Origin of the sequence: Mucilaginibacter sp. SMC90, assembly GCF_022811725.1 — a bacterium.
GTDB lineage: Bacteria > Bacteroidota > Bacteroidia > Sphingobacteriales > Sphingobacteriaceae > Mucilaginibacter.
In genome coordinates this window covers 8047575-8061879 of record NZ_CP094527.1, presented here as the reverse complement: position 1 = coordinate 8061879, position 14305 = coordinate 8047575, and the positions used below count along the sequence as shown (strand labels likewise).

Annotated in this window: 15 protein-coding genes; 13 read left to right on the top strand and 2 right to left on the bottom strand. The window is 42.6% G+C overall.

The features are described from left to right. Positions 1-60: 60 nt before the first annotated feature. Positions 61-852, top strand: coding sequence for a PKD domain-containing protein (locus MTO98_RS33855; protein ID WP_243484197.1), 792 nt, complete (start codon positions 61-63; stop codon positions 850-852). Positions 853-918: 66 nt separating this feature from the next. On the opposite strand, the gene MTO98_RS33850 is transcribed toward MTO98_RS33855, so the two are convergent. Then, complete coding sequence (locus MTO98_RS33850) at positions 919-1656, bottom strand: hypothetical protein (RefSeq protein ID WP_243484195.1); 738 nt, start codon at positions 1654-1656, stop codon at positions 919-921. Positions 1657-2143: 487 nt separating this feature from the next. Between MTO98_RS33850 and MTO98_RS33845 the strand changes: the two genes are divergently transcribed. From MTO98_RS33845 to MTO98_RS33810, 8 genes are all read left to right on the top strand, one after another. After that, the gene (locus MTO98_RS33845) at positions 2144-3298 is read left to right on the top strand and encodes a hypothetical protein (RefSeq protein ID WP_243484193.1); all 1155 of its coding nucleotides are present in this window, start codon (positions 2144-2146) and stop codon (positions 3296-3298) included. Positions 3299-3369: 71 nt separating this feature from the next. Next, positions 3370-3657, top strand: a complete 288-nt coding sequence (locus MTO98_RS33840; protein ID WP_243484190.1) for a helix-turn-helix domain-containing protein — start codon at positions 3370-3372, stop codon at positions 3655-3657. 8 nt (positions 3658-3665) lie between these two features. After that, complete coding sequence (locus MTO98_RS33835) at positions 3666-4709, top strand: primase-helicase family protein (protein ID WP_243484187.1); 1044 nt, start codon at positions 3666-3668, stop codon at positions 4707-4709. After that, entirely contained in the window at positions 4697-4891 is a 195-nt protein-coding gene (locus MTO98_RS33830; RefSeq protein ID WP_243484185.1) for a hypothetical protein, read from the top strand. The genes MTO98_RS33835 and MTO98_RS33830 overlap by 13 nt, the downstream gene beginning before the upstream one ends. Before the next feature lie 252 nt (positions 4892-5143). Beyond that, positions 5144-6061, top strand: a complete 918-nt coding sequence (locus MTO98_RS33825; RefSeq protein ID WP_243484184.1) for a toprim domain-containing protein — start codon at positions 5144-5146, stop codon at positions 6059-6061. Between the two features lie 206 nt (positions 6062-6267). Next, positions 6268-6645: a plasmid mobilization relaxosome protein MobC gene (gene mobC / locus MTO98_RS33820; protein WP_243484182.1), complete on the top strand. Its 378-nt coding sequence runs from the start codon at positions 6268-6270 to the stop codon at positions 6643-6645. After that, positions 6635-7615: a relaxase/mobilization nuclease domain-containing protein gene (locus tag MTO98_RS33815; protein WP_243484179.1), complete on the top strand. Its 981-nt coding sequence runs from the start codon at positions 6635-6637 to the stop codon at positions 7613-7615. Before mobC ends, MTO98_RS33815 begins: the two co-directional genes overlap by 11 nt. 38 nt (positions 7616-7653) lie before the next feature. Continuing rightward, positions 7654-8256: a hypothetical protein gene (locus MTO98_RS33810; RefSeq protein WP_243484177.1), complete on the top strand. Its 603-nt coding sequence runs from the start codon at positions 7654-7656 to the stop codon at positions 8254-8256. Positions 8257-8843: 587 nt separating this feature from the next. On the opposite strand, the gene MTO98_RS33805 is transcribed toward MTO98_RS33810, so the two are convergent. Beyond that, the gene (locus tag MTO98_RS33805; RefSeq protein WP_243484175.1) at positions 8844-9266 is read right to left on the bottom strand and encodes a helix-turn-helix transcriptional regulator; all 423 of its coding nucleotides are present in this window, start codon (positions 9264-9266) and stop codon (positions 8844-8846) included. Between the two features lie 721 nt (positions 9267-9987). Between MTO98_RS33805 and MTO98_RS33800 the strand changes: the two genes are divergently transcribed. The 4 genes from MTO98_RS33800 (at position 9988) to MTO98_RS33785 (ending at position 14287) form a co-directional block, all read left to right on the top strand. Beyond that, a complete protein-coding gene (locus tag MTO98_RS33800; protein ID WP_243484173.1) occupies positions 9988-10842 on the top strand; it encodes an AraC family transcriptional regulator in 855 nt (284 codons plus the stop codon). A 91-nt stretch (positions 10843-10933) separates the two neighbouring features. Continuing rightward, positions 10934-12139: an MFS transporter gene (locus MTO98_RS33795; RefSeq protein ID WP_243484171.1), complete on the top strand. Its 1206-nt coding sequence runs from the start codon at positions 10934-10936 to the stop codon at positions 12137-12139. Between the two features lie 316 nt (positions 12140-12455). Continuing rightward, complete coding sequence (locus tag MTO98_RS33790; RefSeq protein ID WP_243484169.1) at positions 12456-13055, top strand: TetR/AcrR family transcriptional regulator; 600 nt, start codon at positions 12456-12458, stop codon at positions 13053-13055. A 92-nt stretch (positions 13056-13147) separates the two neighbouring features. Continuing rightward, complete coding sequence (locus tag MTO98_RS33785; protein WP_243484167.1) at positions 13148-14287, top strand: efflux RND transporter periplasmic adaptor subunit; 1140 nt, start codon at positions 13148-13150, stop codon at positions 14285-14287. The last annotated feature ends 18 nt before the right edge of the window (positions 14288-14305 follow it).

Genomic DNA, 14305 nt, shown 5'->3' with positions numbered 1-14305 from the left:
GATATTGAAATTCAAGGTAATAAAATTATTATTGCATTGGACTTAACTGAAGCCTAAACAATGCGAAAGATTTACATAGTAATTTTATCCTCTCTTATCCTGATCAATGTTGGTTGTAAAAAACAGAATACCCCTGAACCTTTGTTAAAAGCCAGCTTTTACATTAATCACATGGATACCGTTGTATTTAAGATCGGGACGGGTGATAGTATACAGCTAACAAATACCTCTACATCGGCAGCCTCGGTTAAATGGGATTTGGGTAACGGCACCACTGCGACAACAAACAATGTCGGATTATCATTTTCCAAATCCGGCAATTACAAGGTTACATTGACGATTACAGCCAACGATGGAAAAGCGGCCTCGCTTTCAAAAACAGTAGTGGTACAAGACAGGGTTTTGAAAAACATTATCCTAAACAAAGTTTACTGGAACACAAAGCCGAACCAGATAGATCATTTCAATTACGTTTGGCCTGAATCCCCGACGGCTGATTTATTTGTGCGGATGCAGGTTTACAAAGCCGGCGAAACCATCAAAAACGGCCTTTTGACTAATTCAGAAATACTTTATGATAGCCCCTTGCTATCCGGGGTTTCCAATAATTCAACAACTCCGATTAATATTAACGTATCAAATTCTGTCTTTATCAACAAAAATATGATTGACAGCAGATCACTTGTTTTGACGTTAATTGCTAAAGATCAAAATGGGAAGTTGTACGATATCATGTCCAGTATGGATTCGGGGTGTTCATGGGGGTTTTTAACAGATAATATCACCATGGGACAATCAATGATTCAGTGTCAGCTATTTAGTTCAGTTCAACTTTTAGGTACATTCCAGTAGCTACGAGATAGGAAAATGCAAAATCCAATTGTAATTGTGAGACCGTTGTCTTAAACTTAGATAGCATTAATTAAATGGAGATTTGTATTCACTCATTGTATTACCGTTTTGATATGAGTTGTAACATTTTTTTATATAGGTAATAGCTTCATAATCAGACCATCTCTTGCACTTTTGGTAGTCTGGCCGATAGACATCCATAAAATCATTTAGCTTTCTTCCTGTTAATCCGGTCATCTTGGAAACAAGGGGTACATTGAAGCGACGATTAATTTCAATCGTTTCCCTTTCTTTTTCTGCGTTTTGAATAAATCGTTTTTCCCTCTTGGTGTCTCCTCCAAAAAGTTCATGTAAAACTGTTAACGGTGTCCCACCAGGGAGCGGAAGATAGGCAGATAATGGAGGTTTACCATTGTAGTAAATACCTTTACTGCGATATTGATCAATTACTTCCATCTGCTCCTGTCTAACAGATTTTGCTCGAATGGTTACTTCGGAAAGATCAACAACCCTCTGAAGTTTTGCTTCAAGATACTTGACGTTTGCAATAGAAAGCTTAAATGAGGTGTAACCTTGTTTTGATATACATAAAGTGTCCCCTATTATTGCTCTAATGCAGAAGCCTCCCGTATTGTCACTGATTGTGCTGTCCTTAGACGTTTTGTTAATAATCTTTGCGCCAGATATTTTTGTTGAATCTGATGCTGAAATAAGACCATGCAAAGGCGTTCTTTGCTGTGCTGTTAAACTGATTGGAAAAGACAGTAAAACTGAGGTGATGACTAAACATGTCTTATTATCCATAATGGAAATATAATTTTAATCTTTTAATTGCATATAGTCTGGCAAAAGATTTTAACAAAATTTAACTGTCTTACTATTATCCGTTATATAAAGCGACTTTGTGATTTATTGGGATTAAACGTTTAAGCTAAACCTCAATAAGAACTTAATAACTGTGGTGATAGTGTCTATAGCAATATCATCTCTAATATTATATGGTATGATAATGTTATATATTAGAGTTTTCATTAGAGAATGTTGTATAAATGTAGGCTAACAACGTCCTGAAGCACGTTTGTTAATTAGAGAGGGCATATGTTGATTAGAGTTGAGAGCAAGTGTGACGTTCGCTAAAGATTGACCGATGAGCTAAGCCAGTTTAAAACACTTGGGTTGTTAGCTTGATTAGGAAGGATGATACATGTAAACGCTAATCCGTGTTACATTACTTTAATAAAATCAGCCAAAACTATTATTCAGGTTTGGGCGTTTGATTTTTAAGTTGCTTATGTATTTTTTAAACCTCAAAGGATTTCATCCCACTAAGGGTATCAATACCGATAACCATAATAAATACCCGTTTCTGGAATCGACCGATGGTTTGTTTGAGCCGGGGGATTTTGAATTCGACTTTAATAGCAGTTTTCCTTTTGAACAGATCGAACTAAGTGAAAGCAGATCAATTTATTTGAGTGAACCGAACTTACTAAGGGTTTTTAAGAATACTACAACAGTAGATAACAAGATACTGGTTAACAATGTTAAGCCGATTGAAGAGGCCTATACCAAAGAACTGGCTGACATGTTTTATAATGGCTACTCGGCGGGTATGTCACATTTCTATGAAGAGATCGGCCAAACCTTTTTATCCCTGGAGCTGGAGCAAAAAAAGCAGGCGCTTAGGGATTTCATTACGTACTGTCATAACAACCTTTATTTTGAAGGCTTTGCCATTCCCGAGGTAATTTATGCTTTAGGCTACATCCAGGCATCACTAGTCAAAGGGGTTCAGGAGTACAGCAACCTGAAACGCTTGAATGAAAAAGAGCAGGTACCACCGGTAGTTAATGTTTATCCTGTTGTCAAAATGCCTGAGCCGGAGGTAAAACCTGATTTTGTATTTGAAGCATCTGTAGAAGCCGCGCCGAAACCGGCACCGCCGCAAATTACAGCGGCTGATATTGATAGCCATATCCTTTTACGATACCCAGGCAGTAAAATATTTGACCTTTGGTGCACCTTATTGGACGACCAACTTTGCCAACTGATGCAGGTGCCGAAAGTCTTTAGTAGCGACGATGAGATCAGAGATCTGCTGGGCAGGCTTTTTAAATTGAATGACCAGGAACAAATATGGCCGGAGAGCAACAGCCCACACTATTATCAAATGGCACCCGGCTATCAGAATCTATTATGCCTGTTAATGCATGCCACCTATAAGCTCAATACGACCTATCTGAAAGTACCGCAGATGAAATATTGCGAACTGCTAAAATCTAATTTCTCTCCCTTTGAAACATACGAGTCTGTGGGTGACATTCAGCGTAACATGACCAAGAAAAAAGATACGGCTATCGACTTTGTGCATAAAAGCAGTGGAACCTATGCTAAAAAAGCTTACGAGGTCTTAAAGAAAGTTCCTACTTATATACTCAAACCCTAACGACGTTCAACTTCGTTCATTAACGTTGGGTTATTTTCATACTCTTTTGTGTTCATCAAATTTTTTAATTTATGAACACAACTTTTTTTACTACCCTAACGACACAGGAGTTCCAGGAACTCATTGAGTTATCTGTCAGAAACGTGGTCAACTTAAAATCACCCCGCCCGGACGATGAGGAAGATACTTTGCTGGACACCAAGGAAGCTGCCGAGCTGATCAAGTATGAAGTCACATCAGTCTACGGGCTGGTGAAAAGAAAAAAAATTCCTTTCTGTAAAGTGGAAGGCAAGCTGCTTTTCTCGCGTAAAAAACTATTGGCATGGATCGGCAGCGGCCAGCAGGCCGTTGCACAATAAGTACGGTCATGGCTGATCAGTTCTTTCCTTTAAACCAACCGGGCAGTTACATCCGTGTGCAGACCTCGTATTACAAGCGGACTAGGCAACCGATGGTTACCGGCGGCTATACAGACGGCTGGTTGCTTTGGTCATCGGAAACACTCAAAAAAGATTTGAGTGCGGACGCGATCAAGAAGATCCGCAAGTTCGATGCATATTGCTGTGTCCCCAGCCATACCGATTACCGGGAAACCATTGGCAACTATTTTAACAGGTACCATCCTTTGGAATTCAAACCGGAGCCAGGTTCTTGTGAGACTATTTTGGGCTTTCTGCAGCACATCTTTGGCGAGCAGTACGAACTGGGACTAGATTACATAGCCCTACTCTATACGAGGCCGGTCATTAAACTGCCTATTCTTTGCCTGGTATCCAAGGAACGCAAAACAGGTAAGACTACTTTCCTGGACCTGCTCAAAGTCATCTTTGGCAATAACATGACCTTTAACGGCAACCATGATTTCCGGTCACAGTTCAATTCCGACTGGATGAATACGCTCATCATCGCGGTGGAAGAAGTGTTGCTGGACAAAAAGGAAGATTCTGAAAAAATCAAAAACCTGAGCACTGCAAAAGTATCCAAGGTGGAAGCCAAAAGCAAGGATAAGCGCGAAACGGAATTCTTTGGCAAGTTCATCCTTTGTTCCAATAACGAGTACAATTTTATTGTCATTGAACCGACGGAAACACGCTACTGGGTAAGGAAAGTACCGGTATTTGAAAAGGAGAATGTCCGGCTTCTGGAACAGATGACCGGGGAGATCCCCGCTTTTCTGTTCCATCTGTTAGAACGGCCGTTATCGGTGCCGGTTGGTAACACCCGCATGTGGTTTTCTGAGCAGCAGATCCGAACGGATGCTTTATTGCGGGTGATGCGCAATAACCGCAATCGGCTGGAAACCGAACTCTTGTTATTGTTCAAAGAGATCCAGGAGCATGATCCCGGCCAGAAAATGTGCTTTGCCAATAAAGATATTCTGGATCTGCTAAAAAAAGCATGCCGCGCCTGACAAGACAGGACGTATCGCAGCTGATGCAGCAGGAGTGGGGCCTTGTCCCGGTGCCCAACAGTCTAAGCTATTCGACCTATTGTTATAATAACCTCAACGAATTGGTAACCGTGGCCAAAACAGGGAGGTACTATACCATTACGGAAGAATGGCTCCGGCAAAAGCTTGATGAGTCAGGCTGACTTCACATTTATCAAATTGCTTGTCAGTGCATTACATGCTCATCATCGTTTGACGAGGCACGATGAGCAATGATGAGCGCGATGAGCAAACTCCTCAAAGCGGAAAACCATGATGAGAGAATGATGAGTGTATAAATAATTTATTTATAAATAGTTACGGCTATAGCTCATCATTCATCAGAAATGTAAGGGTAGCTCTCCCGTATGGTTTGGCACCTGCATCATTTATTACAACCCTTTAGATTTTACAACATGATACGATATAACTGTAAAACAGCAAAAGAACTCTCTATTATTAGTTACCTAGAGCAATGCGGTATTCAGCCGCAACGGATCAAAGCTCATAACTACTGGTACTTATCACCACTGCGCGAAGAAAAGACCGCTTCATTCAAAGTAAATACCAGGCTTAATGCCTGGATGGATTTTGGCGAAGGTACCGGAGGTAATTTGATTGACCTGGGCATACGTATGCATCATTGTTCCGTAGAGGATTTTCTGGAGCGTTTGAATAATGGCAATCATGATTTTTCATTTCATCAGCAATCGTTGCAAAAGGCAGAACCTCAGCCGGACAATCCGGTGATCATTACCGGTGTGAAAGCGCTTGAACATCCGGCTTTGATCGCTTACCTGAAAACACGCGGGGTTGATCCGGCCATTGCCACAACCTATTGCAAAGAGGTCGATTTTACAATAAGTGGCAAACCCTATTTCGCTATTGGCTTCGCCAATCGTTCAGGAGGTTACGAGCTGCGGAATAACTGGTTCAAAGGGGCATCGTCGCCCAAGGACATTACCATCATTGGCGGCAGTCATAAAGCCGCCATCGTGCTGGAAGGCTTTACTGATTTCCTTTCGCTCTTGCAGCTGAAAGGAGGTCAATCCCAATCGGATTTTATCATCCTGAATTCTGTTGCGCTGGCTGAAAGAGCGGTGCCCATTTTAAAGAGCTACCCGGAAGTTTTTCTGATGCTTAACCATGACAAAGCCGGAATTGCAGCTGCTGAAAAGTTGCAGGCTGCGGGTGTCAGCTTCACCGATGCATCTGGTTTTTACAAGGGTTTTAACGACATCAATGAATACCTGGCCGCACAAAAGCACACTTCTTTGCAACCGCAGATCCGGCGCAGAGGGCCGGAAGAAAGGAGCCAGGGAATTGGGCGCTAAGTCAATTTTCGAAATGGGCGTCAATACCGATTTGCGGCATCCGGCATATATACAGATAGCTGAATATATCACCGGCCCATTTTTCGAATTGTAAGGAGCGAGTTAATGTTTTTGCTACACAAAAACCCGAATTCACCCCGCTGGGGTGATTCGGAACTCGCTCCCGTTGGTCGAACTTTTATAGCAACAAAAAATGAAATGAACACATGCTAACAGCTAATGAAAATAAAACAATAAAAAAAGCGAGGACCCCAGGCAGACCCAAAAAGACGATCAGGCGGAGTGACTTTTTAATGGTGCGTTTAACGCCAACGGAAAAAATTCTGATCGAAGGTAGAGCGAAAAATGCCGGGCTGAAACCCAGTGAATGGTTCCGGAGGGCCGCTAAAAACGCCAGGGTTTTTCCGAGATTTACCCCAGAGGAAAGCGGCTGGTTCAGGACGCTGGCTGGGGTAGCGAATAACCTCAACCAGTTAACGCACTTAGCGCATGTGGCAGGCCTATTTACGCTTGCCATGAAATGCCAAAACATCCTTAAACAAGTGGACGAGTTAATTACAAAACTTAGCAGCCATGATGGGTAAACCAATCACCGGGAAAAGCTTTGGCGGCTGTGTCCGCTATGTGGTGAATAAGCCGGAAGCTAAGATATTATCTGCCGAAGGTGTTCGCATGCAGAACGCTAACGCCATAATTCAGGATTTTAACCTGCAACGTAAAATGCGGCCGGAACTCGGCAAAGCAGTGGGACACCTGGTACTCAGCTGGAGTAAGGAAGACTTGCTTAAATTAAGCGATGATATCATGGTGGAGCGGGCGAAAGAGTACATGGAAAAAACAGGTATCCTAAATACGCAGTATGTGATCGTTCGTCACAGCGACCGCGATCATCCGCATCTCCATGTTGTTTACAACCGGGTGGATAATAACGGCAAGACCATTAGCGACAAAAACAACTTCGCTAAGAATGTAAAAGCCTGTAAGGAGATTACCATGAAATACGGCTATCATATAGGCGAAGGTAAAGATCTGGTGAACCGCCAGGCGTTAAAGGGCAGGGAGAAAGTTAGGTACGAATTATACGATGCTATTAAAGCAGGAATGAAAACGGCCACGAACTGGAAACAGTTGGAAGCGCAGCTCGCCAGGCGGGAAATTACCATTGCTTATAAATTCCGTAGCGGTACCAATGAAGTGCAGGGTATATCCTTTGAAAAGGGCAATATTAAAATGAAAGGTTCCGCTATTGACCGGAACTTAAGCTTTGTCCGTATTGATGCGACTTTAAACCGAAACCAAAAGGTAGAGCAGTATCATGCGGCAAGGGAAGCCAATCAACCATTTGTGGCTAACCAGCTGCGTGAATCAATCTGGCAGAGCGTTCAGGCGGAATACAGCCATAACCCCGGTACAGGTAAAGGCATATTGGAAATACTGCTTGAACCACAATTTGTTGCCGGGCCACCTGACCCAATGGGTGACGCAGATATCGCCCGCAGAAAACGAAAGAAGCACGAAGCGGAACATTCCCAGTCAAAGGGTATAAGCAGGTAGAAGAATAAAAATTAAGATTAACCTCAAAACGATTTGTTATGCAAAATGAAGAGTTAGAAGAAAAGGTAAATATTATGGAAGAACTGATCCAGGGTTTTGCCGGAAGGATCAGTGTGATGGAAACGAGCGTGGCCGAGTTTCTAAAAAGCTTTCTGGAACAGTACCGGGGCACATTGGAAACAATCTCATCGCGAATTGAAATGGCTAATAAGCGATATAACGATCAAAAGATCCAGCAGCAGATCGATGAATTAAATGGCATAGTAGCGACAGTGCCGAAAGTCATTCGTGTGAAAAACAGTCACCATTTAGGTGCCTGGTCTAGTAATTTGATCATTGGCCTGGTGGTTTGTTTTATAATAACAGCCGGATCATTCGGGAGTACTTTATATCTCTATCATCAAAATGATGACCTGAATCGTGAAGCTTATAACTTCTGGCTGGTTAGGGCACTGTATCCAAAAGTTGCCAAGACCATTGATACGAAGTTGGCGGAAGATCCAAAGGATTTTATAGATAAGGCTGAAAAAGCAATGGTAAAACAGCAGGCGATAATTGCTGCCGAAGCCGTAGCTGCACAGGCAGAAAAGGATCAAAAGGAAGCTAAGCGGAAGCTGGAAAAGGTAAAAGCAAATAGGTGATGGAGGTAAGATAAAGAGGCTACGCAGCTGCGGCAGGTTGCTGCATTGCACCGCGCTATGCGCCGGGTTTCATTTCGCAGCCAGCCTCGCTGCCGCGCACAGGCAAGTATTCGTTCCTCATACATGCCTGCCTTCCAGCAGCGCATATAGCCACATCACCGCAGTCACAAAGGTAGCGACACAGGAAAACAGTCAAGGGTATAATAAACCGCGGCTATCACCGCGGCCCTTGACAATTTTCCTGTTTTCAGCTTCTGTTGTTTAAGCTGTAATGTGGCAGGTGTGTGCAGAGGAAAATCACCTGAACTCTTCTATTCGTTGATTAGTCAACAAAGTACTTATTGAAAATCTTGGTGATATCTTTTTTAAGATCGATTGGCAGATCGTATTCCGGATGCCAAATCAGTTTCCCTGTAATCGCTTCACCGGGCGGGGGGTGTTTAATATCAAAAACATCAAAAATCTTTTCGATACCATGTAGGTCTAAGTAGGCCGATATTTCTCTTCGAGAGATTTAAATTCAGGATCAGCGACAACATTGCTCATCCTGTTTTGGTAAGTATCAAGGATGCTGGATTGGGGCATTTTTAGTTCTTGTTTTTCAATAACTCTACTTTTTCCCGCTCACTTGCCAGTAAACGCTCATAGAGTTTTTTGTTCTCTTCAAAAAGTTCTACTAGCTTGTCTATTGGATTAAAATTAATGGTTCCATAATTATTTAAAGGACCTTGATTATGTGAACCTTCATAATTGTTCTGAATGTTATAGATAGCTTTTTCCTCATCAAAGTTTTTAATTGCTTCAACAGGCACCTTTAATATCGCAGCTATTTGGGAAAGTACGTCTTCTTCAATAGTTTCTTTAGCTTCGAGTAATGAAACTCTTCTTTGATTCCAGTCATCACCGAGCTCGATAGCCAACGCCTCCTGTTTAAGGCCGAGCATCTCCCTAAAGCGTTTTATATTACGGCCTTGATGAATGTTTTTCGATTCGTTGGTAGCTGTACTCATGGTAGATATAGTGTTTAAGCAAATGTAAGAAAATTTCAATGTTTAAATTAACGCTTTGCTGCGGCCTATGAAGGATAAAATATACAATAATACGACTTTCATAGACTTGTAAGGATATTTTAAAGACGTTTAGTGATAGCGGCATTCGCTGATAATGTTCAGTTATCCTTATTAACGGGAGAGAATGTATAGAAGTTGACCTGTTTAATATTTTGATCCGAGTTGAGTTTGGGAAAGTGCAAATTCGTCCCCAGAATGGGCATAATTCTAACCATTTGATCGGTAAACTTAAAATTCTCTCGCAATTTAAGTTGAGAGCTTGAAGGTTCGAATCTTGTTGAGGCTAACATTAATCTTAGCCCGAACAGGGCTAATGTTGAATCACCTGATGGATTCAATGCGCATTCTATCAGGTATTTAGGAAAATCTAATCGGTTCGAGAATTAGAAGAGTCCGATTCGGGTTGATCGGGTCCGAACAGGACTAAAGTCGAACCGCCGGTAGATAGTATCTGGCATTTATTTTCAGTTATTTAACTGGTTCGAGCCCAGTTTCTGGACAAATTTATCTTTCTTCATCAATTTTTACTATACAGAGCCTGACCAATACCGAGTCGTTTTAATGCTGAGTAGACATGCTGATTTGTCGCATCTTAGATCAATCTTGTCGTTGAAGCTTATCAAGATGTATATTTGTATAATTTTTCCTAAAATGATAAATTATGGCAAGGGAACAACTATATGAACCATTTTCCGTTTCGGTAGAAACCTTAAACGAATTTCCCAAAAAAGTAAGGCAAACGGCCTTTTTTGAATTGGTGTATATTCTTTCGGGCGAAGGCAGGCATTGCGTAAATGATAACCGCTATGCTTACAAGGCCGGCGATATGTTCCTGTTTACCCCCGACGATCTTCATGATTTTAAGATCGACACCGCTACCGAATTTTTCTTTTTGAGGTTTAATGACATTTACCTAAAATCTAACGGAATCGTTAAAGATAATATCCAGCGGTTGGAATACCTGCTGTACAATGCCAAACAGATCCCCGGTTCAATGCTGCGCTATGAAAACGACAAGCCACTGGTGAAAATGATTGTGGAAACTATTATCCGCGAACGAGTTAACCGTATCAATTGTTGGGATAAGCTGATTCTTTCGCTGGTAAATACCCTCGTGGTACTTATTGGCCGAAGTATAGAGATGAACCTGCCCGAACAATTTGCCGAAGACAAAGAAGATAAAACCCTGGACATATTACAATACATTCAGGCCAATATTTATGATCCGCAATTAACGAAAGCCGAGCATGTGGCTGATAAATTTTATATTTCGCTGAGTTACCTGGGCCGTTATTTTAAAAAGCATACCGGCCAAACCATGCAGGATTATATCGCCCATTATAAAATAAAGCTGATTGAAAACCGGCTCATCTACAGTAAAATGCGGATCGCAGAAATTGTCGAGGAATTAGGTTTTGCCGATGAAAGCCATTTTAACAAATTCTTCAAAAAGCAGAAAGGTATGAACCCGAGCGAATTCAGGAATAAAGCTAATCAGGTTATTTCTGTTGCTTAAGTGACAGAATTGTACAAAAGAACTGAAAAATAGCACAAGTTAACACCGTTAATTGATGGCCAATTTTGGCGCGTTTAAAATAACGCACAAAATGGAACAATTAACTACATCAAAAAACACGACCGGAATACCGGTTGTAAAAATGAATAAAAATGCCATGTACCTGCTTGCACTCGGGATATTCGGCATCATCACTACCGAGTTTGGGGTTATTGGCGTACTGCCTCAACTGGCGGAACACTTCAAAGTATCCATCAGTACTGCGGGGTGGCTTATTACTGCTTTCGCGCTCACTATTGCCGTATTTGGCCCGTTTATTACACTGGCTGCAAGCGGTGTTAATCGCAAAACTGCGCTTTCGCTGGTGTTGCTGATATTCATTGTTTCCAATATCGCATCTATGTATGCGCCTAACTTCACCGTGTTGATCATAGCGAGGATTTTGCCTGCTTTTTTTCACCCTATCTTTTTTTCGGTGGCTATGGCTACGGCAGCTCAATCGGTAAAGCCGAGTGAAGCACCAAAAGCGGTATCTATTGTTTTTTCGGGGGTTAGTATAGGCACTGTACTGGGCGTACCGGTAAGCGTGTATTTTGCCGATATATTTAACTGGCAGGCGGCATTTGTAGTTTGCGCGGCGTTAAACCTGCTGGCCTTAATCTCACTTTTAAAAATGCTGCCATCAATGCCTGTTACGGAAAAAGCTTCATTTGATCATCAGCTGGCCATCCTGAAAAAAGGTAAAGTGTGGTGGAATATCCTGATTGTAACCGTTTTTATGGCCGGTATATCCGTAAGCTACGGTTACCTGGCCGAATATCTGAAAGCAGTAATAAAAATGGACGGAAAAACGATCAGCATCATGATGTTTTTGTTCGGGTTGTCTGGTGTGTTTGGAAATATCCTGATGGGCAGGATGCTTACAAAAAGTATCGCGGGCAGTACCTGGAAGTTTTTTGTGGGCATTATCGGCATCCAAGCCATTGTATACCTGATCAGCAGCTTTTATATCCCTGTTTCAATAGCTATTATAGTTTGGGGCTTTATAATGACTACAGCGTATTTGCTTGGTCAAACCCTCATCAGCCATTCGGCTACCGAAGCGCCGGAATTTGCCAGCAGTCTTTTCGTATCTGCCGGTAACATGGGCTTTGCCATAGGCCCGCTAATAGGGGGCATCGTACTGGAACAGGTTGGTGCGGCTACATTACCACTGGCCAGTATTATAGTTATTGCGGTTGCCGCATTTGCTTTCCTGCTTCAACAACGCATTTATCGTCGTAAAAGCGCCCGCTAAACACCTTTTTATGCTTTATTACAAAGGCTGCACTCGTCCGGGTGTGGCCTTTGTTTTACATATCTTATTATTTGTTGTTACAGGCGTATGTGCTGTTTGTTTGCTGTTTTTGTATAATTCTTTCAATCTATTTCCAAAGCCGGCGTATTTGAAGTGATTTAAGGCACGTGTATTTCATTAAGTCAAAATTGGCATCCATAAATATATCAAAATAGTTTCGATTGACAGAATTGTACAAATTTTACGAAAGCAATGACATTGGTTAACCGTCAGTTTCGTTGCAATTTTGTGTTGTCGAAAATAAAAGACGAACAAAATGGGAAGCAAAGAAAGAATACTACGATTAAAAGAGCTGACCCGCAGGAAGATCCTGAAGGCAGCCTTGAGCATCGTACGGCAGGAAGGCTGGCAGGCTTTGAGCATGCGCCGCATAGCCGATGAGATCGACTATACAGCCCCCGTTATTTACGAATATTTTAAAGGAAAGGAAGAATTGATAGGCGAGCTTTCGGCCACCGGATTTAAAACGCTGGCTGCCGCTATCCGCATAGCAAAAAATAGCGCACCTACAGCTCCACGCAAACTGGAAGCCATGTGGCAGGCTTACTGGAACTTTGCCTTTGCCGAAAAGGAGCTTTACCAGGCCATGTTTGGCGTAGAGGTAAGCTGCAGTTCAATGAAGGAAGGCTTTGCCAAAGACAATGAAATACCTGCCCTTTTTGGCGAAGTGCTAAAAGAACTGATGCGGGGCAGAAATACAGCCGAAGAGCAGATCAGCACAAAATATTATACCATGTGGTCGGCGGTACATGGCCTTGTATCTATCAATTTGGTCAATAAAGGACGTTCGGAAGCCTTTAACCAGGCCGTACTTCATGAAGCCATTGGCAATACCATCCGGCCGCTCGTATCCTGATTTTTTTTAACAAACACTTAACACTGATAACTTATTTTACCCGATTAACAATTCACAAACACAAATCCATAAAAATTAAAAATAAAACAGTCATGAAAACTATATCATCCATCGTCACTATATTAATTGCTGCATTAATGGCAGCATGTTCGCCGGATCAGCCGGCAGCTACCGAAACATTGCCGAGTTTACCTGTAGCAACTGTTAAAGCAGGCACTACCGAGATACAAAACGACTACCCGGTTACCATAGAAGGCGAAGCAGAGGTTGAAATCCGTCCGCAGGTTGGCGGCATCCTCGAAAAGATCTTCGTAGATGAAGGCAAATATGTTCAAAAAGGGCAACCTTTGTTTAAGATCAATGACCAGGTTTACCGCGAGCAAGTGAACAACACCTCTGCCGAGCTCGCCGCCGCGCAAGCTGCTGCAGCAAACGCCCAACTGGAAGTTGATAAACTGCAACCGCTTGTTGAGAATAAAGTGGTGGCCGATCTTCAGTTAAAATCAGCAGTAAGTAACCTGAAGGCAGCCCAGTCCAGGGTGGCCCAGGCACGGGCCATGCTTTCAGACGCTGGCATCAACCTTGGTTACACGCTGATTAAAGCACCTGCATCGGGCTATATCGGCCGTCTGAACAAAAAGGTCGGGAGCCTGCTCTCTGTTAATGATGCCAGAGAACTTACCTCTCTGTCGGATATTAAAGATGTGCGCGTATACTTTTCGCTTAGCGAATCGGAATATGCAGGCCTAAAAGCACAACTTCCCGGCGCTACCATTGATGACAAACTCAGGAACGCCAAGGCAGTAAGCCTTAGTCTGGCCGGCGGGGAGCTGTATCCCGGTACCGGCAAGCTGGACATGGTAAACGGCGGCTTTGACAAAAACAGCGGGGCAATTACCATACGTGCAACATTTGCCAACGCAGGTGGCTTGCTCCGCTCCGGTAATACCGGCCGTATCCACATCACCTTTACGCAGTATGATGTGATCAATATCCCGCAATCGGCCACAACTACGATACAAGATAAGATCTTCGTATATACAGTTGGCGACAGCAGCAAGGTACACAAACAGATTGTTACCGTTGCCGGCCGTACGGATAATACTTTCCTGATTAAAGGCGGCCTGAAACAAGGCGACCGTATTGTACTTGACGGTATCGATGGTTTGCAGGAAGGCATTAAAATCCAGGCCGCCGCGCCCAAAACCGAAGCGGTAGCCTACAATAACTAAAATCCAATAACATATAAT

Bases quoted from the DNA above. Each gene is read 5' to 3' on its own strand.
- MTO98_RS33855 (WP_243484197.1), top strand. From the start codon at position 61: ATGCGAAAGATTTACATAGTAATTTTATCCTCTCTTATCCTGATCAAT.
- MTO98_RS33845 (WP_243484193.1), top strand. From the start codon at position 2,144: ATGTATTTTTTAAACCTCAAAGGATTTCATCCCACTAAGGGTATCAAT.
- MTO98_RS33825 (WP_243484184.1), top strand. From the start codon at position 5,144: ATGATACGATATAACTGTAAAACAGCAAAAGAACTCTCTATTATTAGT.
- mobC (WP_243484182.1), top strand. From the start codon at position 6,268: ATGCTAACAGCTAATGAAAATAAAACAATAAAAAAAGCGAGGACCCCA.
- MTO98_RS33850 (WP_243484195.1), bottom strand. From the start codon at position 1,656: ATGGATAATAAGACATGTTTAGTCATCACCTCAGTTTTACTGTCTTTT.
- MTO98_RS33790 (WP_243484169.1), top strand. From the start codon at position 12,456: ATGGGAAGCAAAGAAAGAATACTACGATTAAAAGAGCTGACCCGCAGG.
- MTO98_RS33810 (WP_243484177.1), top strand. From the start codon at position 7,654: ATGCAAAATGAAGAGTTAGAAGAAAAGGTAAATATTATGGAAGAACTG.
- MTO98_RS33795 (WP_243484171.1), top strand. From the start codon at position 10,934: ATGGAACAATTAACTACATCAAAAAACACGACCGGAATACCGGTTGTA.
- MTO98_RS33840 (WP_243484190.1), top strand. From the start codon at position 3,370: ATGAACACAACTTTTTTTACTACCCTAACGACACAGGAGTTCCAGGAA.
- MTO98_RS33830 (WP_243484185.1), top strand. From the start codon at position 4,697: ATGCCGCGCCTGACAAGACAGGACGTATCGCAGCTGATGCAGCAGGAG.
- MTO98_RS33805 (WP_243484175.1), bottom strand. From the start codon at position 9,266: ATGAGTACAGCTACCAACGAATCGAAAAACATTCATCAAGGCCGTAAT.
- MTO98_RS33835 (WP_243484187.1), top strand. From the start codon at position 3,666: ATGGCTGATCAGTTCTTTCCTTTAAACCAACCGGGCAGTTACATCCGT.
- MTO98_RS33815 (WP_243484179.1), top strand. From the start codon at position 6,635: ATGATGGGTAAACCAATCACCGGGAAAAGCTTTGGCGGCTGTGTCCGC.
- MTO98_RS33800 (WP_243484173.1), top strand. From the start codon at position 9,988: ATGGCAAGGGAACAACTATATGAACCATTTTCCGTTTCGGTAGAAACC.
- MTO98_RS33785 (WP_243484167.1), top strand. From the start codon at position 13,148: ATGAAAACTATATCATCCATCGTCACTATATTAATTGCTGCATTAATG.